The sequence below is a fragment of the Streptomyces sp. NPDC014891 genome (assembly GCF_043081085.1).
In the GTDB taxonomy this organism is placed as follows: Bacteria; Actinomycetota; Actinomycetes; order Streptomycetales; family Streptomycetaceae; genus Streptomyces.
Genome location: NZ_JBIBWF010000004.1, coordinates 363,739 through 388,233 on the forward strand (window position 1 = coordinate 363,739; position 24,495 = coordinate 388,233).

21 protein-coding genes are annotated in these 24,495 nt (G+C 73.2%); 16 read left to right on the forward strand and 5 right to left on the reverse strand.

Annotation, left to right across the window (positions count from 1 at the left end; translation table 11 throughout):
* Nucleotides 1-150: 150 nt before the first annotated feature.
* Entirely contained in the window at nucleotides 151-2,226 is a 2,076-nt protein-coding gene (gene ligA, locus ACF09E_RS13600) for an NAD-dependent DNA ligase LigA (protein ID WP_392205339.1), read from the reverse strand.
* A 405-nt stretch (nucleotides 2,227-2,631) separates the two neighbouring features.
* Here ligA and ACF09E_RS13605 point away from each other — a divergent pair, with 405 nt between their 5' ends.
* The 6 genes from ACF09E_RS13605 to ACF09E_RS13630 all read left to right on the forward strand — a co-directional run bounded on the left by ACF09E_RS13605 (nucleotide 2,632) and on the right by ACF09E_RS13630 (nucleotide 10,663).
* Nucleotides 2,632-3,789, forward strand: coding sequence for a CapA family protein (locus tag ACF09E_RS13605; protein WP_392205340.1), 1,158 nt, complete (start codon nucleotides 2,632-2,634; stop codon nucleotides 3,787-3,789).
* A gap of 213 nt (nucleotides 3,790-4,002) precedes the next feature.
* Nucleotides 4,003-6,282, forward strand: a complete 2,280-nt coding sequence (locus tag ACF09E_RS13610; RefSeq protein WP_392205650.1) for a HAMP domain-containing protein — start codon at nucleotides 4,003-4,005, stop codon at nucleotides 6,280-6,282.
* Nucleotides 6,283-6,289: 7 nt separating this feature from the next.
* Nucleotides 6,290-7,948, forward strand: coding sequence for a poly-gamma-glutamate synthase PgsB (pgsB, locus tag ACF09E_RS13615; RefSeq protein ID WP_392205341.1), 1,659 nt, complete (start codon nucleotides 6,290-6,292; stop codon nucleotides 7,946-7,948).
* A gap of 86 nt (nucleotides 7,949-8,034) precedes the next feature.
* The gene (locus tag ACF09E_RS13620) at nucleotides 8,035-8,517 is read left to right on the forward strand and encodes a poly-gamma-glutamate biosynthesis protein PgsC/CapC (RefSeq protein ID WP_341622305.1); all 483 of its coding nucleotides are present in this window, start codon (nucleotides 8,035-8,037) and stop codon (nucleotides 8,515-8,517) included.
* A 16-nt stretch (nucleotides 8,518-8,533) separates the two neighbouring features.
* Nucleotides 8,534-9,613 carry a C40 family peptidase gene (locus ACF09E_RS13625; protein WP_392205342.1) on the forward strand — a complete coding sequence of 360 codons (1,080 nt, stop codon included), beginning with the start codon at nucleotides 8,534-8,536 and terminating at the stop codon, nucleotides 9,611-9,613.
* 297 nt (nucleotides 9,614-9,910) lie between these two features.
* The gene (locus ACF09E_RS13630; RefSeq protein ID WP_392205343.1) at nucleotides 9,911-10,663 is read left to right on the forward strand and encodes a D-Ala-D-Ala carboxypeptidase family metallohydrolase; all 753 of its coding nucleotides are present in this window, start codon (nucleotides 9,911-9,913) and stop codon (nucleotides 10,661-10,663) included.
* 184 nt (nucleotides 10,664-10,847) lie between these two features.
* Here ACF09E_RS13630 and ACF09E_RS13635 read toward each other — a convergent pair whose 3' ends face one another.
* On the reverse strand, nucleotides 10,848-12,071 hold the full coding sequence (locus tag ACF09E_RS13635; RefSeq protein ID WP_392205344.1) for an ATP-binding protein: 1,224 nt from the start codon (nucleotides 12,069-12,071) through the stop codon (nucleotides 10,848-10,850).
* Nucleotides 12,068-12,727: a response regulator transcription factor gene (locus tag ACF09E_RS13640; RefSeq protein WP_392205345.1), complete on the reverse strand. Its 660-nt coding sequence runs from the start codon at nucleotides 12,725-12,727 to the stop codon at nucleotides 12,068-12,070. Before ACF09E_RS13640 ends, ACF09E_RS13635 begins: the two co-directional genes overlap by 4 nt.
* Before the next feature lie 89 nt (nucleotides 12,728-12,816).
* On the opposite strand from ACF09E_RS13640, the gene ACF09E_RS13645 reads away from it, so the two are divergent.
* The 6 genes from ACF09E_RS13645 (at nucleotide 12,817) to ACF09E_RS13670 (ending at nucleotide 17,927) form a co-directional block, all read left to right on the forward strand.
* Entirely contained in the window at nucleotides 12,817-13,332 is a 516-nt protein-coding gene (locus tag ACF09E_RS13645) for a hypothetical protein (protein ID WP_392205346.1), read from the forward strand.
* A 17-nt stretch (nucleotides 13,333-13,349) separates the two neighbouring features.
* The gene (locus ACF09E_RS13650) at nucleotides 13,350-14,420 is read left to right on the forward strand and encodes a peptidoglycan-binding protein (RefSeq protein ID WP_392205651.1); all 1,071 of its coding nucleotides are present in this window, start codon (nucleotides 13,350-13,352) and stop codon (nucleotides 14,418-14,420) included.
* Nucleotides 14,417-15,265, forward strand: coding sequence for an ABC transporter ATP-binding protein (locus ACF09E_RS13655; RefSeq protein ID WP_392205347.1), 849 nt, complete (start codon nucleotides 14,417-14,419; stop codon nucleotides 15,263-15,265). The genes ACF09E_RS13650 and ACF09E_RS13655 overlap by 4 nt, the downstream gene beginning before the upstream one ends.
* Nucleotides 15,265-16,467 (forward strand): ABC transporter permease, encoded by a 1,203-nt coding sequence (locus ACF09E_RS13660; protein ID WP_392205348.1) that lies wholly within the window; start codon nucleotides 15,265-15,267, stop codon nucleotides 16,465-16,467. The genes ACF09E_RS13655 and ACF09E_RS13660 overlap by 1 nt, the downstream gene beginning before the upstream one ends.
* A gap of 143 nt (nucleotides 16,468-16,610) precedes the next feature.
* The gene (locus tag ACF09E_RS13665; RefSeq protein ID WP_392205349.1) at nucleotides 16,611-17,534 is read left to right on the forward strand and encodes an ADP-ribosylglycohydrolase family protein; all 924 of its coding nucleotides are present in this window, start codon (nucleotides 16,611-16,613) and stop codon (nucleotides 17,532-17,534) included.
* A gap of 195 nt (nucleotides 17,535-17,729) precedes the next feature.
* Nucleotides 17,730-17,927, forward strand: coding sequence for a hypothetical protein (locus tag ACF09E_RS13670; RefSeq protein WP_361849830.1), 198 nt, complete (start codon nucleotides 17,730-17,732; stop codon nucleotides 17,925-17,927).
* A gap of 7 nt (nucleotides 17,928-17,934) precedes the next feature.
* Here the strand turns inward: ACF09E_RS13670 and ACF09E_RS13675 are convergent, their stop codons facing one another.
* Both ACF09E_RS13675 and ACF09E_RS13680 read right to left on the reverse strand, forming a co-directional pair.
* Nucleotides 17,935-18,699, reverse strand: a complete 765-nt coding sequence (locus tag ACF09E_RS13675) for a GntR family transcriptional regulator (protein WP_392205350.1) — start codon at nucleotides 18,697-18,699, stop codon at nucleotides 17,935-17,937.
* A 35-nt stretch (nucleotides 18,700-18,734) separates the two neighbouring features.
* Nucleotides 18,735-19,502 carry a GntR family transcriptional regulator gene (locus ACF09E_RS13680; protein ID WP_361849834.1) on the reverse strand — a complete coding sequence of 256 codons (768 nt, stop codon included), beginning with the start codon at nucleotides 19,500-19,502 and terminating at the stop codon, nucleotides 18,735-18,737.
* A gap of 179 nt (nucleotides 19,503-19,681) precedes the next feature.
* Here ACF09E_RS13680 and ACF09E_RS13685 point away from each other — a divergent pair, with 179 nt between their 5' ends.
* The 4 genes from ACF09E_RS13685 to ACF09E_RS13700 all read left to right on the forward strand — a co-directional run bounded on the left by ACF09E_RS13685 (nucleotide 19,682) and on the right by ACF09E_RS13700 (nucleotide 24,356).
* Nucleotides 19,682-20,941 carry an extracellular solute-binding protein gene (locus ACF09E_RS13685; RefSeq protein ID WP_392205351.1) on the forward strand — a complete coding sequence of 420 codons (1,260 nt, stop codon included), beginning with the start codon at nucleotides 19,682-19,684 and terminating at the stop codon, nucleotides 20,939-20,941.
* 206 nt (nucleotides 20,942-21,147) lie between these two features.
* Complete coding sequence (locus tag ACF09E_RS13690) at nucleotides 21,148-22,008, forward strand: carbohydrate ABC transporter permease (RefSeq protein ID WP_392205652.1); 861 nt, start codon at nucleotides 21,148-21,150, stop codon at nucleotides 22,006-22,008.
* A complete protein-coding gene (locus ACF09E_RS13695) occupies nucleotides 22,005-22,838 on the forward strand; it encodes a carbohydrate ABC transporter permease (protein ID WP_392205352.1) in 834 nt (277 codons plus the stop codon). The genes ACF09E_RS13690 and ACF09E_RS13695 overlap by 4 nt, the downstream gene beginning before the upstream one ends.
* Nucleotides 22,839-22,847: 9 nt before the next feature.
* Nucleotides 22,848-24,356, forward strand: a complete 1,509-nt coding sequence (locus tag ACF09E_RS13700) for a beta-N-acetylhexosaminidase (protein WP_392205353.1) — start codon at nucleotides 22,848-22,850, stop codon at nucleotides 24,354-24,356.
* The last annotated feature ends 139 nt before the right edge of the window (nucleotides 24,357-24,495 follow it).

Sequence of the window (24,495 nt, forward strand, 5' to 3'; positions counted from 1 at the left end):
GGCACGGACTCATCGGTCGCCGGCCGCCCCCTTCGGGGACCGCGGCGCGGGGGCGGGGCAGGGGCGCGGGACACGGCGCGGAGGTGCGGGAAACGGGGCGGGGCGCGGCGCCGCCCGCCGGAGCGCCGCCCCCGCGTCCGCGGCACCGTGTCAGGCCAGCAGGTCGGCGACCCGCTCGGCGAAGGCCTCCGGGGTGAGGACCTCCACCCCCAGTTCGGCGGCCTTGACGGCCTTGGAGCTCGGCTTGCCGTTCGCGGACGGGGCGGCCACGAGGATGGAGGTCTTCGCGCCGACGCTGCTGCCCGCGCGGCCGCCGGCCTTCTCGATCAGGGCGTTCATCTCGGAGCGGCCGAAGCCGTCCAGCGGGCCCGTCATCCTGCCGGTGACCACGACGACCTTGCCCTCCAGCGGGCCACCGCTCTGCGCCGCCGCCTCCGGCTCGCTCATGTTGACCCCGGCCGCCACCAGCTTGTCGATGACGGGAGCCAGCGCCGCCACCTGCTCGACGACGACGGGGGCCTTCTCCGGGCCGATCCCCTCCACGTCCTGCATCTCCGTGGCGTCGGCCTGCCGGATCGCGTCCATCGTGCCGAAGTGGCGGGCGATCCGCCGGGACATGCTGCGCCCGGTGCCGAGCACGCCCAGGGCGCAGAAGACGCGGTTGAGGGGGCGGTCCTTCGCGGCCGCGATCTGCTCGGCGAGCTTGGCCCCGCGCTTGGCGCTGCCGGACGCGGCCGTCAGCTGCTCCGCGGTCAGCGTGAAGAGGTCCGCCACGTCGCGGACGTCGCCCGACTCGACCAGGGCGGCCACGTACGTCCTGCCGAGCCCGTCGATGTCGAGCATCTCGCGCCCGGCGGCGTACTCGATGAGGGCCGGGAGGGCGCAGGCCGTTCCCTTGGCGCAGCGCCACCGCTCCTGGGCCGTGCTGATCTCGCCCCCGCAGCGGGGGCACGCCTCGGGCAGGGGGACCGGCACCGCTCCGGCCGGGCGGAGCGGGACGACCGCCGCCTGGACGCGCGGGATGATGTCGCCCGCCTTGTACACCGTCACCGTGTCGCCGATGTGGAGGTCCCGGCGGCGGATGTCCGCCGGGTTGTGGAGGGTGGCCCGGGTGACCGTCGATCCGTCGATCTCGACGGCTCTGAGGAGGGCGGTGGGGGCCAGGACCCCGGTGCGGCCGACCTCCCACACGACGTCCTCGAGGACCGTCTGCCGCTCGATGGCGGGCAGCTTGACCGCGATGGCCCAGTAGGGGAAGCGGGTCCCGAGCCCGGCCGCCTCCTGTTCGGCCGTGTCGTTCAGCTTGACGACCAGCCCGTCGATCCCCACGGGAAGCTCCGGCCGCATCGCGGCCACCGCGTCGGCCTGGGCCTGGGCGGCGGCGAGGTCGGGAACGACGAGCAGCCCGGCCGGGGAGGCCGCGGTCGTCTGCACCCCGGCGGCGGCCGCCGCGGCCAGCGTCTCGGCGTGGGTCGCCCCCGCCGGCAGGAACGGGACGCCGTCGAGCTCGACCACTCCGTACGCCCAGAACGTCATCCGGAGCCGGTACGGGCGTCCCTTGGCCCTCAGGGTGCCCGCCGTGCCGTTGCGCGGGTTGACGAAGACAGGGGCGCCGTGGGCGGCGCGGACCTCGTTCGCCTTCTCGAACTGCTCCTGGGTGAAGGCGACCTCGCCCCTGACCTCGACGGTGACCGCCTCGGCGAGCTGCTCGGGCAGTCCGTCGATCTGGCCGATGACATGGCTGACGTCCTCGCCGTGCCTGCCGTCTCCGCGGGTGATGACCTGGACGAGCCGGCCCTCGCGGTAGCGGGCGGCGACGGCCGCGCCGTCTATCTTCGGCTCGACGGTGAAGCCGCCCGCGGGGGCGCGTCCGAGTCGGCGCTCGACGGAGGCACCCCACGCCACCAGGCCATCGGCGTCGAAGACGTTGTCCAGGCTCAGGAGCCGGGTGGTGTGCGCGATGTCGCCCGTCGGGGCGGCACCGTCCGCGACCAGTCCCGTGGGGGTGTCGGGGGCGACCTCCGCCGGGTGCGCCTCCTCCCAGGCGAGGACGGCGAGTCGGAGCCGGTCGTACGAGGTGTCGTCCATGGCGCTGTCGCCGTCGCCGTAGTAGGAGTGCGAGGCCTCGCGCAGGCTCTGGAGCGCGGCCTCGTAGGCGGCGCGGTCGTTCACTGCGGGCTGGGCGGACACGCCGGACAGCGCCTCTTCGGCGGGAATCGTCGTCATGAGGTGATCCTCTCGCGGGGGTCTGACAACGGCGTTCGGAGCGACCGTGTGCGGAGCGACCGCGTGCCGGGCGACCGCGGCGGCGCGTCCGTCCGCGGTCCGCGTCCCCGCGGCCGACTCCGGCCATGAGGCGTGCGACTGACGGGAGATCAGCCCCAAAGGGCCGCAAAGCAGTCATTTCGCATCCAGGAGCACTCTCGCCGAGACGTGGACACTCCGTACACGATCGACCGCCCTACGTCACATCCGACCGCCCCGAAGGCGTCCCATCAGGCAAAGCGGCCGGAATGCGGAGAGAAAGTGATGATCTCGTAATGCCCCGTGAAAAGTGGATCTTGAGCGGCATGTGAAAATCTGGCGGTGACATTCTGTGATTCCTTCCGTATAGGTCGTGCACTGGCAGGGGTGACGGTTCTCGCCGTTCTCACCGCCGGCTGCGCGGCGACCCCCGATGGATCGCAGATCAAGCCGGGCGGTCGCACCTTCACCGTCGCGGCGGCCGGCGATGTCCTGATCCACCCCGAACTCGTCCAGCAGGCGGCCAAGGACGCCAAGAAGACGGGCAAGGGCACCGCGGGGCTGGACTTCGGACCGCTGATGGAAGGGGTTCGGCCGGTCATCGGCAAGGCCGACCTCGCCATCTGCCACATGGAGACGCCCGTCGGCACCCCGCGCGGCCCCTTCGAGGGGTACCCGGAGTTCCTCGTGCCGCCGCAGATCCTCAGGACGCTGAAGGACGTCGGGTACGACACCTGCTCGACCGCGTCGAACCACACCTTCGACCACGGCCTCAAGGCGGTCCGCCGCACGCTCGACGCCATGGACCGGATCGGACTCGGCCACGCGGGCTCGGCCCGTACGCCCGCCGAGGCCGAGAAGATCAACATCCGTGACGTCAAGGGCGTCCGGGTGGCCCACCTCTCCTACTCGTGGGAGTCGTTCCTCAACCCCACACCCGGGAAGCAGAGCTGGGCCTTCAACCGGATCAGCACCGAGCAGATCAAGCAGGCCGAGACCCGGGCGCGGAACCAGGGCGCCGACGTCGTGATCCTGTCGGTCCACTGGGGCCTGGAGCACTACAACGAGCCGAGCGTCCCCCAGCTGGAGCTCGCGCAGCGGCTCACCGAGGAGACCGGCATCGACCTCGTGATCGGCCACCACGCGCACGTGGTGCAGCCGATCCAGAAGGTGAACGGCACCTGGGTGGCCTACAGCCTGGGCAACCAGGTCGCCCGGCACTCCTCCCCCACCGGACTGACCGAGGAGGGCGCCATCGGCTGGTTCGAGTTCCGCGAGACGACGACCGGATGGGACGTGGCCGCCCGGTACCGCACGACGCTGGTGGACATCCCGCCCGAGGCCGAGGACGACGAGAAGCTCCCCGAGGACGCCGTCGAGGACAACCGGCTGGTCGACGTCCGGCAGATGCTCGACGAACCGGGCGAGCTCTCCGCCGACCGGCTCGCCCGCTACCGCCTGGCCGCCGACCGCACGCGCGGCTTCCTGTTCAACCGGGGCGCGCCGGGCGGCGACGGACTGGCCGAGCTCTCCCTGCGGGACTGAGCGCCGCCCCCGACCGCCCGCCCCCGGCCCCCGATCCCGGGCCGTCCCCCGAACCCTCCCGGCACCGTCGTCGCCCCTCGGCGCCCACGTGCCCCTGCGCCGCCGGCACCCACGCGTGCCGCCGCAGGACGTCAGGAAAGAGCAGCAGTGACAACCAGCAGTGCCGCCTACTCGGTGCGCGGAGGCCGGCGGCGGAGCCGCAGGCGCGCGGACATGCCGCTCCTCGGCGGCATCCGTCCGCCCATCGCGCTCCTGTGCGTCCTGGTCCTCGCCCTGGCCGGGCTGACGGCCCGGGTGCTCGGGCCGGACAAGGACGCGGTCGTGCCGAAGGCCGTGCTGTCCTCCCAGCAGTACTTCGCGGAGGACGGGGCCATCGCGCTGCGCGCCTCGATCGACGAGCGCGTCACCGACCTGCAGCGCACCGCCAGTGCGCTGAGTCAGGGCAAGCCGATCGCGCCCGAGCGCGTCCTGTCGGACCTGGGCAGGACGTACCAGAAGTGGACCGGCACCACGGTGGTGGACCTGAAGAGCGCGGACGTGCTCGCCACCCGGGGGGAAACGATTCCCCTCGGCTGGCTGGACAAGGACGTGCTCACCGGCGACCGGGCCCTGACGCCCCGCATGGTGCGGCTGGAGACCGGCGACGTACGGCTGATGACCATGGCCGTACTCGACTGGACCGACCGGCCGCAGCAGCTGCTGATCGCGTCCAGCAGTCTGTCCGTCCCCGCGATCAACCTGGGCCCGTTCCGGACCATGGCGGTCGTCGCGCGGGACGGCGAGATCCTCGGCACGGCCGGCTTCGAGCGCGCCGAAGCGCTCAACTCCGACCAGGAGCGCAAGGAGCTCACCTTCCTGCACCGGCAGATGAAGCAGCTGTCCGACCAGGCGGCCGAGCACACCGAGCAGCACCCCGTCCGTGCCAAGGAACCCGGCTCCCGCGGCTACCCCGGGGTGAGCGGCACCCTCCTCGGCGGGGAGTACAACGGCCGCGTCGCCACCGCGGGCTACGCCTCGCTCGCGTCCTCGGACCCCGACGAGAAGCGGAGCGTGGCCGCCGGCCTGGGCCTCACCGTCGTGGCGCTGCTGCCCGTCGTGCAGCAGCAGACCGGCGAGCAGGGCCGCGAGCTGTTCGGCCTCGCGGCCGCCGGTGTCCTCGTCCTGCTCGGACTCCTCGCGGCCGGCGTGCTGTGGGCGACCGTGCAGCGGCCCCTGCTGCGGCTGTTCCTGGAGTCCCGGCGGCTGGCCCGTGGCGATCTGACCCGGCCCGTCACGGTTCCCCGCTGGGGCGAGGCCGCCCGCATCGGTGCGGCCCTGGAACAGCTCCGCCGGCGGCTGGAGGCCGGCGTCGACGGCTCCGACGGCGACCCCGTGGCCGGTCCGCGCAGGCGGCACCGGATCGGCGGACGCGGTCCACTGGCCCTGACGGCCGTCCTCCTGCTCGTGTGGTGCGTGCCCGTGGGCCTGCTGCTCAACCGCACGGACGGGTCGGTCAGCGTGCCCACGACCATGGTCAACGACCAGCGCGACCGTACGGACCTGATCGCCGACCGGCTCCGCAGGGCGCTCAACGAGGCGCAGGCGGACCTCGTGTCCGCCTCCCGCCTGATCGCGGCGGACGGAGTCGGCTCCGAGGCGGCCACGCGTGTCCTCGACGACACCCTCGGCAAGCACTCCCGCTACCAGGCCCTGTACGTGGTGGACGGCGACGGTTCGGTCCGCGCCCGGGCCGGATCGGACCCGCACGCGTGGAGCCGGGGCAAGAGGCTTCCGCTCGTCCGGGTGTCCGGCAAGGGCGACAAGGAACCGGTCGTACAGGCCGGGGCTCCCGTACCGGGCCGGGACGGCGGCACGCTCGTCGGCGAGATCCGCGTGGAGTTCCTCAACTCGCTGCTGGCCAGGCCCGGCCTGGGCGAGGTCCGGGTGGTCGACTCCGACGGTCTGACCATCGCCGCGAGCGAGGGTTTCCTGGCCTTCGAGGAGGTGCCGTCGGAGCTGAGCGACCTGGTGCGCGCGGCCGGTGTCCGGGTCGGCGCCGGGCCCGTCGAGAACGCGCTGCTCATCCGGGAGGGGAACAGCGTCACGGTCGCCGCGGCGGCCCCGTTCTCCGGCGGCGGCGTCACGGCCGACATCGGCTGGACCGTCGTCAGCCGACAGGACGCCCACCGCTTCGAAATCGCCCCGTACGAGCGGGAGGACCGCAGCGTCCTCGCCGGAATGCTCGGACTGGCCGCGATCATCCTCTGCCTCGGCTGGATCCACCTCGTGATCGTCCGGCCGCTGAGGGCCCTCGCGGCCGGTGCCGAGCGGCTCGCCGACGGCGACCTCAAGACCGTGCTCTACCCGCGGTACCAGGACGAGGTGGGAGCCGTCGTCCGCAGCCTCGAACTGCTGCGGCAGCAGGCGCAGGCGCTCCGGCACAACCAGCAGGCCCTCAGGCACAACCAGACGCGCCGGACCACGGCGCCCCGGTCCGGCGACGGCGGAAGGTGACAAGGCAGTGCTCTACCTCTACTTCGTCCTGCTGACCGGCGGGGTGTTCCTGCTGATCGCGGGCATCGTGGAACAGCGCAGGCACTACGCCGCGCTGCACACCATCCCGACCCGGGTGCTCGTCAACGGCATCCGGGGCAAGTCCTCCATCACCCGGCTCTGTGCGGGCGCGCTGCGCGGCGGCGACCTGGTCACCGTCGCGAAGACGACCGGGACGGCCGCGCGGTTCATCCACCCGGACGCGACCGAGGAGCCGGTCTACCGCAAGTTCGGCATCGCGAACGTCGTGGAGCAGATCGGGATCGTGCGGCGGGCCGCCTCGTACCGTCCCCACGCCCTGGTCATCGAGTGCATGGCCGTGATGCCGGCTCTGCAGGAGGTCAACCAGAGCAAGCTGATCCGCTCGACCATCGGTGTCCTGTGCAACGTGCGCGAGGACCACCTCGCCGAGATGGGACCCACCCTCGACGACGTGGCCCGCTCGCTGTGCCGCTCGATGCCCGAGCACGGCATCTGCGTCACGGCGGAGAAGGAGCGCTTCCACATCCTGCAGGAGGAGGCGGACGCCCGGGACTGCCGCCTGATCTACGCCGACCCCGACACGGTCAGCGACGAGGAGCTGCGCGGCTTCAGCTGGTTCACCTTCAAGGAGAACGTGGCGATCGCCCTGGCCGTCGCCGAGCTCCTCGGGATCGACCGGCAGGTGGCCCTGCAGGGCATGTACGACGCTCCCCCGGACCCGGGCGTGCTCTCCGTCGAGCGGTACGTGACGCCCGAGGGCAAGCGCCTCGCCTTCGCCAACGTCTTCGCGGCGAACGACCCCGAGTCGACGCTGATGAACGTCAACCAGCTGCTCGACCTCGGTGCCGTGAACCGTCCGCTGAACGTCGTCATCAACTGCCGGCCCGACCGCGTCGAACGCAACGGTCAGATGGGCGAGATCATCCCGGACCTGCGCCCGGACAACGTCTTCGTGATCGGTCATCCCTCGAAGAGCGCCATCGACGCCATCCCCGCCGCGTGGCGGGACCGGGCCGTCGACCTCGGCGGCGAGCGGCGGCCGGCCGAGGAGTTCATGCCCGAGATGCTCGGGCGGATGTCCGACGGCGCGTCGCTCGTCGCCATCGGCAACATCCACGGCCAGGGCGAGGAACTGCTGGAGTTCCTCGCCGAGCTGCCGGCGGACGAGAGCGGCTCCGCCGACACCGGCGCCGCAGCCGGTGCCGGTGCTCCCGCGGCCTCCGGCGGTCCCGTGCCGGTCGACCACCCCTACGAGGAGTTCGCGGCGCCCCCCGGGGCCGGCTTCGCCGGGCACACCGGCCCGGACACCGGCTACGGCGGTCCGTGGGCGGGCGAGGGGCACGCCTCGGCCGGCGACCCCGTCCCGGTCACCGGAACGGTGGTCACGGACGGTTCGACGGGCGGTTGGGCGGCCGGTCCGCACCTGGTGCCCGTCATGCCGGTGGTGCCCGTCCAGCCGGCCCGGATCGACCCCTACGCGTCCTACCCCCGGGCCTTCGAGGAGGCCTACCAGTCCGCCCGGACACAGGAGGTGCCCATGGTGCGGATCGTGGACGGGCGGAGCGGGATGGCCGCCGAGGAGTCCTTCGGCTGGTTCCACCAGCAGCCCTCCGACGAGGACGGGCGACCGCCCGCTCGGTCCTGATCCGAGGGCGTGCCGCCGATCCCGGCCGTTCCCGCCCGACTCCCCCACTCCCGCCCGACCACCCGTACCCGCGTCCGGAGCCCCCGTTGACCACCGCCGCCCTGACCCCCGAGATGGCCGCCCTCGGCATCGCCATCGGTCTGTTCTTCTCCCTGCTGTGCTACCTCACGACCAACCTCTCCCCCGGCGGCATGATCACGCCGGGCTGGCTCGCGCTCACCCTCATCGAGGACCTGCAGCGGGCCGCCATGGTCGTGGGTGTCACCGCCCTGACCTACGCGGGGACGAAGATCATGCAGCGGCTGGTGATCCTCTACGGCAAGAGGCTGTTCGCGGCGGTGGTGCTGCTGGGCGTGCTGCTGCAGGCCACGGTGATGATCGTGCTCTCGCTGGAGTTCCCGCTCCTGTACGGCAACCAGACCCTCGGGTTCATCGTCCCCGGCCTCATCGCGTACCAGCTCGTCCGCCAGCCCAAGGGGCCCACCCTCCTGGCGACGGCCTCCGTCTCCATGATGGCCTACATCGTCGTCGCCGCCGGGCTGCTGCTCGGTGTCATGCCCGCCGCCTGAGAATCGAGGAACCACCATGGCTGGGAAGAAGAAGACCCGCCCGCTCGTCTCGGGCCTCGTCGTCCTCGGGCTCGTCGCGACCTCCGGGTACCTCACGCTCGAACTGCGCAAACAGGACGAGCAGGGCGTCACCGAGGTGCGTGACATCGGCGTGCTGGACGGGGCGGGCGCGCAGGCCGCCCCGTCCGCGACCAAGGGCGCGGAGCGGTGGACGCGGCACGAGAACCCGGCGCGGAGCGTGCTGCGGGGCGCGGACGGCCGGGTCGAGGCGGTGCTGACGGACGGTGCGCGCACGGCCAGACTGACGGGCCCGGCGCGGACGTTCGCCGAGCCGGCGTCCACGGCGTCCAAGGTGTCGACGACGGACTGGGTCCGGCTGATGCCCGAGCCGTGGGTCAAGGGCGCGGAGAAGCAGAAGTGGTTCAAGGAGTGGTACGCGGAGTTCGCCGGCAGCACGGAGGACGACCTCTTCGCGTTCGCGTACCAGTACGTGGCGGGGGCGCGGCAGCAGAAGGACGAGCAGGGTGTCGCCTTCGCGGGTGACGCGAACTTCGGACCGCTGAACACCTCGGGCGCCGAGGGCGGCGACCTGCGGCTCGAACAGTCGGACTTCTACGACTACCTCGGCGTCCCGTACCCGTTCCGGAACGGCGCGGTCGGCAAGCCCGACGCCCTCCGGGCCCGGTCCCTGGACTGCTCGGGCTACATGCGCATGGTCCTCGGCTACCGTGCGCGCTACCCGCTGATGGCGACGGACACGTCCGGGGACGGACTGCCGCGCACCGCGAACGGCATGGCCCGGTCCGACGAGGGCGTGGACGTGCTGCCGCTGGCCGGTGTCCGGGAGGAGGACCGACCGACGGCGATCGACCAGCTGCAGGCGGGCGACCTCGTCTTCTTCAAGCTGGACAAGCGGACCGCGCAGCGCCTGGACCACGTCGGCATGGTGCTCGGACACGACACCGAGGGGCACCTGATCTTCATCTCCAGCCGCGAGGAGGTCAACGGCCCGACGATCGGCGACGTCGGCGGAGTCTCGCGGCTCGACGGCAACGGCTACTACGCGAAGACGCTGCGGAGCGCGAAGCGTCTCTGAGGGGGGTGGGGGCTCCGCGCGCTCGCGCCGTGGGGAGCCCCCACCACCGGTCGGTGGCGGCAGGCGGCCGTGGCGGCCGCCTCGGCCGTCCGCGGGCGGTCCTCATGCGCTCCTTCGAGACGCTCCTTCGAGGCGCTCCTTTCGGGCGCCGGGTGCCGCTCCCCGTTCATCCGCGCGTCATTGGTCCGACAAATGACGCCTGCTCCGGCGTGGTTGACGCGCGTCGACCGGGGCGTCAGTCTCGGGGGGACTTTCAACCCCTGGGTCGCCTCGGACCCATGAGGCCATGGAGGATCGATGTCCCGACGCTCCCCACGTTCCCTGCCGCTGCGCCTGCTCCTCTCCTTTGTCATGATCATGGCCGCCTCGACGGCCGGGGTGGTCGCCACCGCCGGCACCGCCCAGGCCGATGGCTGCTACACCTGGTCGCGCACCCTCTCCCAGGGCGCCTCCGGCGCCGACGTCACCGCGCTGCAGATCCGGGTTGCCGGCTATCCCGGCTACGGCGGCGTGCTCGCGATCGACGGGGCGTACGGCCCCGGGACGGCGGCCGCGGTCAAGCGCTTCCAGGCCGCCTACGGCCTGGCCGCCGACGGGGTCGCCGGCCCCGCGACGTTCAGCAAGATCTACGCCCTCCAGGACGACGACTGCACCCCGGTCCACTTCTCGTACGCCGAGCTCAACGACTGCAACACCACCTGGGCCGGCGGGGCCGTGAGCGCGGCCACCGCCAAGTCGAACGCCCTGCGCACGATGTGGAAGCTGGAGGCCCTGCGGCACGCCCTCGGCGACCAGAGCATCCGTGTCACCAGCGGCTTCCGCAGCCACGCCTGCAACGACGCCGTCGGCGGAGCCTCGTCGAGCCGGCACCTCTACGGGGACGCCGCCGACCTCGGAGCCGGGCCGCACTCGCTGTGCCGACTGGCCCAGCAGGCCCGCAACCACGGCTTCAACGGGATCCTCGGCCCGGGCTACCCGGGGCACAGCGACCACACCCATGTCGACCACCGCTCCGCCCGCTTCTGGTCCGCTTCGGGCTGCGGCATCTGACGACGCGGAGGAGTTCCTCGTACGCGGGCCGCGGCGCGCGTACGAGGACACACGGCGGGGCGCTCGCCGGCGGCGGCTCCCGGGACGTACCGCGCCGACCGGGACGACCGGCAGCGGGCGACCGGCACGGGCGGGCCCGTGAAGGTCCGCGTGCGGAACCCAAGTCGAGTGCCCGGCCGCCCGGTCAGCCGCTCCCTCCGCCGAACCGCACCCGCACGGTCAGCCCGCCGCCCACCGGGTTCGGGTACGCCTCCGTCCGCGCGCCGTGCGCGCGGGCGATCGATTCGACGATCGACAGGCCGAGCCCGGCCCCCTCGCCCGGGGCGTGGGTACGGGCGGTCAGCCGGCGGAACGGCTCGAACAGCAGCGGGACCGTCTCGGCCGGGACCTCGGGTCCGGTGTTCGTCACCTCGACGCCCCCGGGGCCGGTACGGACGTCGACCCGGCCGCCGGGGACGTTGTGGCGCACGCCGTTGGCCACCAGGTTGTGCACCAGCCGGTCGAGGAGCACCGCGTCGCCGTCGACCGTCAGCGGACGGGCCCGCACCGACACCGCCACCCGGCGCTCCGCCGCCTCCGCGCCCATCGCCTCCGCCGCCCGGCGGGCCACCTCGTGCACGGCGACCGGGCGGCGCTCCCGCAGGCCCTGGTCGGACGCGGCCAGCAGCAGGAGTCCCTCGATGATCCGTTCGCTGTCGTCCGCGACCTCGATCAGCTTCGTCCGGATGCGGGCGACCCGCTCCGGCGACGGGTCGCCCGCGAGCCCGATCTCGGCGGCGGCGCGCTGCACCGCCACCGGGGTGCGCAGTTCGTGCGCGGCGTTCGCCGCGAACCGCTGCTGGGCGGAGACCAGCCCCTCCATCCGTCCGAGCATCCCGTCGAAGGTGTCGGCGAGCCGCTTCAGCTCTCCCGGCGGACCGTCGAGCGCGATCCGCTCGTGCAGGTTCTCGCCGGACAGCCGGCGCGCCGTCTCGGTGATCACGGCGACCGGCCGGAGCACCCGGCCCGCCATCCACCAGGCGAGCAGGACGGAGAGCACGGCGTACACGACGAGCACGATCAGCGACACCGTCAGGAGTCGTTCCAGCGCCGCCGACTCCGCGGCGCCGCTCACCGACCGCGTGATCGCCAGCACCTCGCTGGGGAGCGCGGTCCCGGCGGTCGGGGCCGGGCTCGCCGGCAGGGGGCTGGCCGGCACGGCGCTGGTGAGCGCGTTCGGGTCCGGGCTCGGCAGCTCACCGAGCCGCCGGGCCGGTACGGTCCCGGTGACCGCCAGGCTGATCGACGAGTACAGGCCCTCCTTCACCAGGAAGTACACGACCCCGGTCAGCAGGGCGCCCGCGAGCAGGAGGAGCCCGCCGTACAGGGCGGTCAGCCGGGCCCGCTCCCCCGTCACGACCCGCTTCACGACGCGATCCGGTAGCCCGAGCCCGGGACCGTCTCCACCACGGGCGGCTCGCCCAGCTTCGCGCGGAGCTTGCTCAGCGTGACCCGTACGGCGTTGGTGCGGTAGCTGGTGTTCTCCTCCCAGACCTGCTCGATCAGGTCCTCGCCGCTGACCACCGCGCCCTCGGCCCGCAGGAGGGACTCCAGGACGGCGAACTCCTTGCGGGAGAGCTGCAGATGCCGCCCGTCTCGGCTGGCCTGCCGGCGGGCGGTGTCGAGGACGATCCCCGCCCGTTCCAGCACGGGCGGCAGCGCGGGCCGGGCACGCCGCCCGAGCGCGAGCACCCGGGCCAGCAGCTCGTCGTAGGCGAAGGGCTTGGCCAGGTAGTCGTCGGCGCCGAGGCCGAGGCCCTCGACCCGGTCCCGCACCGTGCCCGCCGCGGTCAGCATCAGCACCCGGGTCATCAGCCGCTGTTCGACGACGCGGCGGCAGACGTCGTCGCCGTGCATCCCGGGCAGGTCCCGGTCCAGGACGAGCACGTCGTACTCCCCCAGCTGCAGTTTCCGCAGGGCTTCGAGGCCGTCGGCCGCGACGTCCACGGCGAGCGCGTCGCGGCGCAGCCCCTCGGCGATCATCTCGGCGAGAAACGCCTCGTCCTCCACCACCAGTACGCGCATGCCTCCTGTGTATCCGAAGGCGACCTTTCGCCGATGTAAACGAAACCGCTGAGAGAAACGAAACACCCCTTCGCGGCACGCTCCTCGCCATGACGATTCGACGGATCACCCGGGCCGCCGCCGCCACCTCCCTGGCCGCCGCCCTCACCCTGCTCGCCACCGCCTGTTCCGGAGCCGGCGCCGACGCGGCCGGCTCGGGGAGCGGGACGAAGGACGGGAGCGTGAGCGACGAGGGCAAGAAGGCCGACCAGGCCTTCGAGCACCGCAAGTGCCTCCGCGAGCAGGGGCTCGACGTGCCCGAGCCCAAGCCCGGCGAGCAGGGCGTCGGCCTCACCATCGGCGGTGACGGCATGTCCAAGGAGAAGATGGAGAAGGCGTTCAAGGCCTGCCAGGACAAGGCCGGCGGCGCCGGATTCGGCAAGGAGCCGACGCAGGCCGACAAGGACAAGGCGCTCGCATACGCGAAGTGCATGCGGAAGAACGGCTTCAACATGCCCGACCCTAAGTTCGACGGCGGTGCGCAGGCGGCCCTGCCGATACCGCAGGGCGCCGAGAAGCAGAAGTTCGACAAGGCCGCCAAGGCCTGCGAGAGCGTGGCCCGGTGAGCGGCGGCGAGCGGCCGATGGCGCGGCGCCGGCTGGTGCTCGCCCTCGCGGCGATCGTGGCCGTCGCGGGCGGCGGGGCGGCGGTCACCGCCGTGTCCGCACCCGACCGCGCACCGCGGGATGCCGGGGGCGCCGACTCCCAGGGCCTGCCCGCCGAGACCGCACCCGTCACCCGGGGCGACCTCAGCAACACCTCGCAGCAGGACGGCACCCTCGGCCACCTCGGCGAGCGGAAGATCAACGCCGGCACCGCCGGGGTCCTGACCTGGGTCGCCGGGAGCGGCACGGTGGTCGGGCGGGACGGACGGCTCTACGAGGTGGAGGGCGGCCCGGTCCGGCTGATGTACGGGGCCGAGCCGATGTACCGGACGCTGAAGACCGGGGACGAGGGCAAGGACGTCCGGCAGCTGGAGGAGAACCTCGCGGCCCTCGGGTACGTCGGGTTCGACGTCGACGAGGAGTACACGGCGAAGACGGCCGCCGCCGTGAAGCGCTGGCAGAAGTCCCACGACCTGAAGCAGACCGGCACGGTCGGCCCGGACCAGATCGCCTTCGCGGGCAGTGCCGTACGGGTCAAGGAGGCGGGTGCCGCACCCGGCGACCGGATCGCCCCCGGCGGGCCGGTGCTCACCGTGACCGGATCCGAGCGGGTGGTCCGGTTCAGGATCCCCGTCTCGGAGGCCGCGTCGGCGAAGGCCGGCACCCGGGTCACGGTGCGGCTGCCGGACGGCACGGAGCTGCCGGGGAAGGTGTCGGCCGTGGGCAGGACCGCCTCGGCGGGCGACGACCCGCAGGACAGGACCCCGAAGATCTCCGTCACGGTCTCCTTCGACCGGCCGGAGAAGGTGGAGGGCATCGACCAGTCGCCGGTCACCGTCGACCTCACCGGCGAGACCCGCCGGGACGTCCTGACCGTGCCCGTGAACGCACTGCTCGCCCTGCCCGGCGGCGGTTTCGGCGTCCAGGTCGTCGAGAACGGCACGGCACGCGACGTGGAGGTCGAGCTCGGCATGTTCGGGCAGGGCCGGGTCGAGGTCACCGGTGACGGACTGCGCGAGGGCATGAAGGTCGGGGTGCCGTCCGCATGACGACGACCGCGACGACATCGACGACCCCCACGGCCCCTAGCGTCCCCACTGCCCCCGGAACGCCGCCCCCGGTCGTGCGGCTCCGCGGGGTCACCAAGGAGTACGCGGGCGGAGTACGGGCCCTCGACGGCGTCGACCTCACCGTGACGGAGGGCGAGTTGCTCGGCATCGTCGGTCCGTCCGGCTCGGGGAAGTCGACCCTGCTGCACATCGTCGGCACCCTGGACCGGCCCAGCGCCGGCACGGTGGAGATCGCCGGGTACGACATCGCGTCCCTGTCGGACCGCAGGCTGTCGGCGCTGCGCGCCCGCCGGATCGGGTTCGTCTTCCAGGCCTTCCACCTGGTGCCCGGCGTGGGCGCGCTGGAGAACGTGGCCGAGGGGCTGCTGTACTCCGGGCTGCCGCGCGCCCGGCGGCGCAAGATGGCCGCCGAGGCGCTGGCGCGGGTGGGCCTCGCCGACCGCATGAGGCACCGGCCGCACGAACTGTCCGGCGGTCAGAAGCAGCGCGTCGCCATCGCGCGCGCCGTGGTGGGCGAACCGGCCCTGCTGCTCGCCGACGAACCGACGGGCGCGCTGGACTCGGCGTCCGGGGAGGCGGTGATGACGCTCCTGCACGAACTCAACGCGGAGGGCGCGACGATCGCCGTCATCACGCACGACACGGAGATCGCGGGGAGACTGCCGCGGCAGGTGCGGATCCGGGACGGACGGGTGGTGGACGACACGTCCCCGGCGCCCGGCGCCCCGGGCACGACGGGCCCCGCCGGAGGAGGCCGTACCCCCGGCGCGGCGGACGCCCCCGGCGACGCCGGCGCGTCCGGTGACGGGGAGGTCGCGGCCTGATGCCCCGTACGAGGAGACTCACAGCAGCCCGACTCGGCCCGCGGGACGTCCTTCACGTGGGATCCGCGGGTCTGCGGAGCCGTCCCGTGCGGGTGGTGCTCTCGGCCCTGGGCATCGCCATCGGGATCGCCACGATGATCGCGGTCGTGGGCATCTCCGCCTCCAGCCAGGCCCAGTTGCTGCGCCAACTCGACGCGCTCGGCACGAACATGCTGGTCGCCGAGCCTGGCGAGGGCATGTTCAGCGGGCAGGAGGTCAAGCTCCCGAAGGACTCGGTGGGCATGGTCGGCCGGATCCCCGGAGTGGAGAAGGCCGCCGGAACCGGGGACCTCAGGAGCTCGGTGCGCCGTTCCGAGAAGATCCCGGAGGCCGAGACCGGCGGGATCGCGGTCAAGGCGGCGACGGAGGACCTGCTCGGCGTCCTCAGGGGCGGACTCGCGTCCGGCACCTGGCTGAACGCCGCCACGGGCCGCTACCCGTCCGTGGTCCTCGGCCACGTCGCCGCCGAGCGGCTCGGCATCACCGCGCCCGGCCGGCAGGTCTGGATCGACGACCGGTACTTCACGGTCATCGGCATCCTCGACCCGCTGCCGCTCGCCCCGGAGATCGAGCGGTCGGCCCTGGTCGGCTGGCAGGGCGCGGAGCGGCTGCTGGGCTTCGACGGGCACCCGACGAGGGTGTACGAGCGGTCCTCCGACGCGTCCGTCGAGGAGGTGCAGCGGCTCCTCGCCCCGACGATCGACCCGCAGAACCCGCAGAACGTGTCGGTGGCCGACCCGTCCTCGGCGCTCAAGGCCAAGGCGGCGACGGAAGGCGCGTTCTCCACGCTGCTCCTGGGCCTCGGCGGGATCGCGCTCCTGGTGGGCGGGGTCGGCGTCGCCAACACGATGATCATCTCGGTCCTCGAACGCCGCCACGAGATCGGCCTCCGCCGGTCCCTCGGAGCGACGCGGGGCCAGATCAGGATCCAGTTCGTGACGGAGTCCCTGATGCTGTCCGGCCTGGGCGGCCTGGCGGGCGTGGCGCTCGGCGGGGCGGCGACGGGGGTGTACGCCTCCACGGGCGGCCTGCCGTGGGTCGTGCCGCTGTGGGCGGTGGGCGGCGGCTTCGCCGCGACCCTCGCGATCGGCACCGTCGCCGGGCTCTACCCGGCCGTCAGGGCCTCGCGGTTGTCACCGACGCTGGCGCTGGCGACGGCCTAGGGGGTCACCCGGGCATCGGGTCATCCCCGCGCGACGCTCCCGGCCACCCGGCACACCGCCGGGTGGCCGGGGGCGTCAGGGGGGGCGGGCTACGACGCCGGAAACGCGGTGCCCGGTGGGCGGTCCACTGTGATACTCGTCCGATGATCACCCTGCCGACCGCCGTCCTCGACTCCCTGCACGGGCTCGCCTTCGGCGACGCCTTCGGCGACCGCTGGTTCGGCATCCTGCGCCGCGAGGGACCGGCCGCCCTGGAGGACCGGACGCCTCCCCCGGGGCCGCTGTGGGAGTGGAGCGACGACACGGCCCAGGCCGTCGTCCTCGTCCGCGAACTCGCCGACGGCGGCGGCGCCGTCGATCCGGACCGCCTCGCCCTGGGCCTCGCGGCGGCGTACGCCGAGGACTCCCACCGCGGGTACGGCGCCTCGATGCACGACGTGCTCCGCAGGATCGGCTCGGGCGAGCCCTGGCGGGAGGTGGTCGCCGGGCAGTTCGGGGGCCAGGGCTCCTGGGGCAACGGGGCGGCCATGCGGGTCGCCCCGCTCGGCGCCTGGCACGCGGCCGACCTCGACGCCGTGGCCGAGCAGGCGACCCGGCAGAGCACCGTCTCCCACCACCATCCGGAGGCGGTCGCCGGGGCGGTGGCGGTCGCCCTGGCGGCCGCGCTGGCCACGCGCAGCCGCGGCGGACCCGCACCGCGGTCGCCCGGGTTCCTCCGGGAGGTCGCCGCCCGCCTGCCCGAGAGCGACGTCCGGTCGGGCCTGCGGATCGCGGCCCGGCTGCCGGAGCGCACCTCGGTGCGGCACGCCGCGGAGGTGCTGGGCTCCGGCTACCGCATGTCGGGGCCCGACACCGTCCCCTACGCCCTGTGGTGTGCGGCGAGACACCTCGACGACCTGGAGGAGGGCCTGTGGCACACGGCCGGGGGGCGCGGTGACATCGACACGACCTGCGCGATCGCGGGCGGGGTGATCGCCGCGCGGACGGGGGTCGCCGCCCTCCCGGCGTCCTGGCACGCGGCCCGCGAACCGCTGCCACCCCTGCCGCCGGCCGAGCCCGCGCGCTGACCGGAAGCCGGCCGGTCCCCCGCGGGACGGGCCGTCGCAGCGGCTTCACCGCTCGCCCGGAAGGCGTGTACGGGGGCGCGCTCCCGGCCGGCGTCCGAGGCGGGAGCCGCATGAGCGGCCCCCGCACCCGCGAGGATGATCCACTGTGCCCGTTTCGGGTGATTCCGCCGACGACATCGCCTCGTTGATCAGCGCATGAAGCAGCTCGGACGACGTCGCTGGATCTGGTCCCCCATCACCTCCTGGCAGGCCAGGAGGCTCTCCCGGGTGTCCGGGGTGAGCATCGACGAGGCCTGGGTCAGGATCCGGCTGACCACCCATCCCGAGGAGTCCCACCTCGCCCTGACCCGCGACGTGCTCACCCGGGTCCTGCTCACCCGGCGCACCGGATGAGCCGGCGTCACTCCACCGTCCCCCACCACGCACCGGCCCGTGCCGCGTCCGCCGCCGGGTCGCCGACCGGCCCGTCGCCGAGGGCGAGCCGGGAGACGATGCGGTAGCGGTCGCCCCGGTAGAGGGAGCGGACGTACTCGACCGGCCTGCCGTCGGTGTCGGACGTGACCCGGTCGAAGAGCAGCGCAGGCGAGAGGACCGGAACGTCGAGCAGGCCCGCCTCCTCCTCGCTCAGCACGGTCGGTTCGATCGACTGGACCGCGTGCGCGGGCCGGATGCCGTGCCGCTCGCGCAGGTGGGCGTAGAAGCCGCCCTCCATGTCGGCCGCGGTGAGACCGGGGACCAGGTCGGCGGGGACGTGGAGGTGCTCCAGGGCGATCGGGGCGCCGTCCACGCTGCGCAGCCGCGTCACGTGGTACAGCTCCGCGGCCGGGGAGATCGCCAGCCGTCGGCCCACGCGGGCGCCGGCCCGGACGGTGCGGAGTCCGAGCACCGTACTGGTCCAGTCGCCGCCGCTCCGGGGCGCGCCGGCCGCCCGGTGCTCGGCGGCCAGCTCCTGGGTGATCTTGTCCGGGGCGACGAACATGCCGCGGCCGTGCTCCCGTACCAGCAGGCCCGTGGCGACGAGTTCGTCGACGGCCGCGCGCAGGGTCGGTCTGGACACGCCGAGGGTGGCGCAGAGGGTGCGCTCGGACGGGATCGCGTCGCCGGGGCGGCGGCCCTCGATCACGGTCAGGAGGTGCTCGCGCACCCGCTCCCGCTTCAGCTCCATGCCGTCCACTCCCCCGTGCGCCGTTCCGCTGCGGGTCAGTATGCATCCCCCTCCGTGGAGGAGGTCACGAGGCCGTCGCGGGTGAAGTCGAGGCGGGAGACGATGCGGTACCGGTCGCCCCGGTAGACCGAGTGCACGTACTCGACGGGACGGCCCGCGGTGTCGAGGGTGAGGCGCTCGATCAGCAGGGCGGGCGAGAGCACGGGGACGTCCAGGAGCGCCGCCTCGTCCTCGCTGACGACGGTCGGTTCGATCGACTGGGTGGCCTCCTGGACGTGGACCCGGTGGTGCTCCCGGAGATGGTCGTAGAGGTCGCCCGCTTCGAGTTCCTCGGGGGTGAGCGAGGCGCCCACCAGGTCCGCCGGGATGTGCAGGTGCTCGATGGCCATGGGCGCGCCGTCCACCAGGCGCAGGCGGGCGACGTAGAGCAGTTCGGCGGCCGGCGAGAGCCGCAGCCTGCGGCCGATGCGGGCGCCGGCCCGGATCGTGGCGGATTCGAGCACGGTGCTGGACCAACTGCCCGACGCGCGGGGGACGGTGAAGGCCGCGTCGTCCGGGGCGAGTCGCTGGGTGATCTTGGCGGGGGCGACGAACATCCCCCGGCCGTGCTCCCTCACCAGGGCGCCGGTGGCGACGAGTTCGTCGACGGCCGCCCGCAGGGTCGGCCGGGAGACGCCGAGAGCGGCGCAGAGGGTGCGCTCGGAGGGGATCGGGTCGCCGGGTCCGCCCGCCTCGATCAGGCCGAGCAGGTGCTCCCGGACCCGCTCCCGCTTGAGCACCCCGCTGGACGAGCCGTCCTTCATGCCACCCACCCTCATCGCACTGGTCAACTGGTAAATCCGATACTAGCCGCACCGGTTGACCAGAGACCCGGTGAACGACCCATGTTTTTCAAGGGATTGACGGCTCCCTCCGAGCATGCCACCTTCTGCTCACACACCTGACCACTTGACCAATTGGTCAACCACGCATCGAGGTGCCCGTGAAGACTCGTCCCCTCGCCGGCTCCGTCGCCCTCGCGGCGGCCGTCGCCCTCACCGCCACGGCCTGTGGCGGGTCGGGCGACCCGGCAGCCTCCGGCGGCCCGGAGAAGGTCACCGTATGGATCATGAAGGACAGCGTCACCGACGCCTTCCTCGACCGCTTCCGCACCGGCTTCGAGGCGGAGCACAAGGACATCGACCTGGACATCCAGATCCAGGAGTGGGACGGCATCGGCGAGAAGGTCACGGCCGCCCTCGCCAGCAAGGACGCCCCGGACGTCATCGAGGTGGGCAACACCCAGGTCGCGCAGTACGCGGCGAGCGGCGGCGTCCGCGACCTCACCGACAGGACCGCCGAGCTGAACGGCGCGGACTGGCTGCCGGGACTCGCCGAACCGGGCAGGGTCGACGGCAAGCAGTACGGCATCCCCTGGTACGCCGCCAACCGGGTCGTGATCTACCACAAGGACCTGTTCGCCCGCGCCGGCGTGACCACACCCCCGAAGACGCAGGCCGAGTGGCTCGCGGTCACGGCGAAGCTGAACCGGGGCCGGACCCAGGGCATCTACCTGCCCGGCCAGAACTGGTACACCCTCTCCGGTTTCGTCTGGGAGGAGGGCGGCGACCTCGCCGTCAAGGACGGGTCCGGGTGGAAGGGAGCCCTCGACTCCCCGCAGGCGCGCGCCGGCATGGACTTCTACCGACGGCTCCAGGCCCTGGGCAAGGGCCCCAAGGACTCCGACGAGGCCAAGCCCCCGCAGGCCGAGGTCTTCGCCAAGGGCGAGGTCGCCCAGATCATCGCGGTACCGGGCGGCGCCAAGATCGTCGAGGAGATCAACCCCGCCCTCAAGGGCAAGCTCGGATTCTTCCCGGTCCCCGGCAAGACCGCGGGCAGACCCGGCGCGGTCTTCACCGGCGGCTCCGACCTGATCGTGCCGGAGGCGTCGACCCACCCCGAGGCCGCGTACGAGGTGGTCAAGGCGCTGGCCGGCGAGAAGTGGCAGACCGACATGGCCCGGACGATGAGCTACGTCCCCAACCGCACCTCGCTGGCCCGGGTGATCCAGGACGACGAGGGGACGGCCGCCATGGCCGCGGGCGCGGCGCAGGGCCGGGCGACGCCGAACTCCCCGCAGTGGGCCGCCGTCGAGGCCACCAACCCTATCAAGCAGTACATGACGGCGGTGCTCACCGGCACCGACCCCGCGCGGGCGGCCGCGACCGCCTCGCAGAGCATCACCAAGACCCTCGGCTCGTGAGCGGACCCGTGAGCGGACCCGTGAGCCCGCCCGTGGAACGGCTCGGCGGCACACACGACCCGGCCCCCGACGGTCCGTCCGGCGGACGGACCGGCCGGAGGACCGGAAGGCGGGCCGGAGGACGGCCCGGGGGGCGGCCGGACGGGCCCGGCCGTTCCACGGGCGGCCGCGGTCCGTCGGGACGGGGCGCCTTCTGGCCCTACCTTCTGGTCGCCCCCACGGTCCTCGGCGGTCTGCTCCTGCTCGGCTACCCCTTCGCCCGGAACCTGGTGATCTCCTTCCAGCGGTACGGCCTGGGCGAACTCATCCGCGGCGAGGCCTCGTTCGTCGGGCTCGACAACTACCGGGCCGTGCTGGCGGACCCCGAGTTCTGGGAGGTCGTCCGGCGTACCTTCTGGTGGACCCTGGTCAACGTCGTCCTCATCATGGTGATCGGCACCCTGGTCGCGCTGATGATGCAGCGGCTCGGCAAGCGGATGCGGATCCTCGTGACGACGGGTCTCGTCCTCGCGTGGGCCAGCCCCGTCATCGCCACCACGACCGTGTTCCAGTGGCTCTTCGCCTCACGCCTCGGAGTGGTCAACTGGGTCCTCGTCCGGCTCGGGTTCGAGTCCTTCGAGGGCTACTCCTGGCTGGCGAACGGCCCCGCCGCCTTCACCGTCCTGGTCCTCCTGGTGGTCTGGCAGTCCGTGCCCTTCGCCGCGATCACCCTGCACTCGGCGCTGCTGACCGTCCCCGCAGAGCTCTACGAGTCGGCCCGGCTCGACGGCGCCGGCGGCCGGCGGATCTTCCTCTCCGTCACGCTCCCCCTGCTGCGCCCGATCTTCGGGCTCGTCCTTTGCCTGGAGGTCATCTGGGTCTTCCGCTGCTTCGCGCAGATCTGGGCCGTGACCAAGGGCGGCCCGGGCGAGGCGACGACCACCCTGCCCGTGTACGCCTACCGCGTGGCCCAGTCGCTGCACCGCTACGACCTCGGAGCCGCGGTCTCCACGCTCACCGTGCTCCTCCTCGTGGCCGTCCTGATCGCCTACTTCCGCCAGATGCTCCGACAGGAGGCCGACCGGTGACCCCGCGCACCCTGCGCCGACTCCCCCTCAACACCGCGGCGGCGCTGGTCTTCGTCCTGGCCGTGTTCCCGGTGTACTGGATGGTCCTCACGGCCTTCCGGCCGACCCGCGACATCCAGTCCGAAACTCCGCGGTTCCTGCCCGTCTCCGTCACCCTGGAGCACTTCCGGCACGCCGTCGCCGCCGACGGGTTCTGGATGTTCTGGCGCAACAGCCTTCTCGTGACCGCCGGTTGCGTCGTACTCGCCCTCGTGGTGGCGCTCGCCGCCGCGTTCGCCGTCGCCCGGATGAACTGGCGCGGCCGGCGGGGCTTCATCCTGATGGTGTTCATCGCCCAGGTCGCGCCCTGGGAGGCCCTGCTGATCCCGATGTACGTGATCGCCCGGGACGCCGACCTGCTCGACCGGCTCGCGACCCTCAGCCTCGTCTACTTCATGGTCACCCTGCCCTTCACCATCGTGACCCTCCGCTCCTTCCTCGCCGCCGTCCCGCCCGAACTGGAGGAGGCGGCCCAGGTCGACGGCTGCACCCGCACCGCCGCCTTCCGCCGGGTGACCCTCCCCCTGCTCGCCCCCGGACTGCTCGCGACCTCGCTCTTCGGCTTCATCACCGCCTGGAACGAGTTCGCCTTCGCCAACATGCTCATCATCAAGAACCAGGACGACCGGACCCTGCCCGTCTGGCTGTCGTCCTTCTCGAACGTCTTCGGCACCGACTGGGGCGCCACCATGGCCGCCTCCACCCTCTTCGCCCTGCCCGTCCTCGTCCTCTTCCTGGTCCTGCAGGGCCGGGTCGCCGCCGGAATGACCGGCGGAGCCGTGAAGGGATAACGCACCCCGATGCCCCAGCCCCGACTCGTTCCCGAACCCACCCACCTCCAGCCGCTCCCCGGCACGTTCACCTTCGACGCGGCGACCGCCCTCAAGGTCTCGCCGGGCGCCGAGGGCGCCGCCGGACTGCTGCGCACCCTGCTCGGCCCGGCCACCGGCCTGCCGCTGCCCTCCCGCGCGGACGGCTCCGTCGTCCTGGCGCTCGACCGCGCCCTCACCGGCCTCGGCGAGGAGGGATACGGCCTGACCGTCGGCGCCGAGGGCGTCCTGCTGCGGGCCGCCCGGCCCCAGGGACTCCTCGCCGGCGTGCAGACCCTCCGCCAGCTCCTCCCGGTCGAGGCCCTGCGCGCCGAACCCGTCGCCGGCGTCGCCTGGTCCGTCCCCTGCGTGCAGATCACCGACACACCGCGCTTCCCCTGGCGGGGCTCCATGCTCGACGTCGCGCGACGCTTCCGCCCCGTCTCCTACCTGCGGCGGTACGTCGACCTCCTCGCCCTCCACAAGCTCAACGTCCTCCACCTCCACCTCACCGACGACCAGGGCTGGCGCATGCCGGTCGCGGCGCTCCCGCGGCTCACCGAGGTCGGCGGGCTGCCGCACGGCGGCGCCTACACCCGGGCGGAACTCACCGGACTGGTGGCGTACGCGGCCGAGCGGGGCGTCACCGTCGTGCCCGAGATCGAGATGCCGGGGCACGTCCGGGCCGCGCTCGCCGCCTACCCCGAGCTCGGCAACCAGCCCGGCCGCACCTACGAGGTCTGGGACCGGTGGGGCGTGTGCGACACGATCCTCGGCGTCCACGACGGCGCCCTCGACTTCTGCCGCACGGTCCTGGACGAGGTCATGGAGGTCTTCCCCTCCTCCTACGTGCACATCGGCGGCGAGGAGTGCCCCACCACCGAGTGGCACCACGCACCCGCCGCGCTGCGCAGGGCAGCCGAGGAGAGCCTGCCGGGACCGGCCGCCCTGCACGGCTGGTTCATGGAACGGATCGGACGCCACCTGCTCGACGCGGGCCGGCTGCCCCTGAGCTGGACCGAGAACGGCGCGGACCTCCCCCGGTACTTCACCGTCATGCCCTGGCGCGACGCCGACCACGGCCGGACGGCCGTCCGGCGCGGACACCGGGTCGTCATGGCGCCCCATCGGACCACCTACCTCGACTACCCCCAGTCGGCCAGCCCCGCCGAGCCGCCGGGCCAGGCCGGCGAGGTCGTCGACCTGCGGACCGTGCACGGCAACGAACCGGCTCCGGCCGACTGGACCCCCGAGGAGGCCGCCCAGGTCCTCGGCTCCCAGGTGCAGCTGTGGACCGAGTACGTGCCCACCACCGCGCACGCCGAGTACCTGACCTTCCCCCGGCTCTGCGCGCTCGCCGAGGTCGTCTGGACCGGGCGCCACGACTGGCCGGGCTTCCAGGAGCGCCTGCGGCACCACAGGACACGGCTCGACGCCCTCGGGGTGCCGCGCCGGCTGCCTCCCGCGCCCGCGGCGGCGGTCCTCACGCCCGCGCCGTGAGCGCGCGTGCCCGCCCCGAGCCCGGACCCGCCCGGGCACGGCCCCACCCCGTGCACCCCTCCCCGCCTGCTCGTACGCCGGTCCCGTCCGCGCGTACGTCAGCCGCACCACCCGTCCGCACCTCCGCCCCACCCCGTCC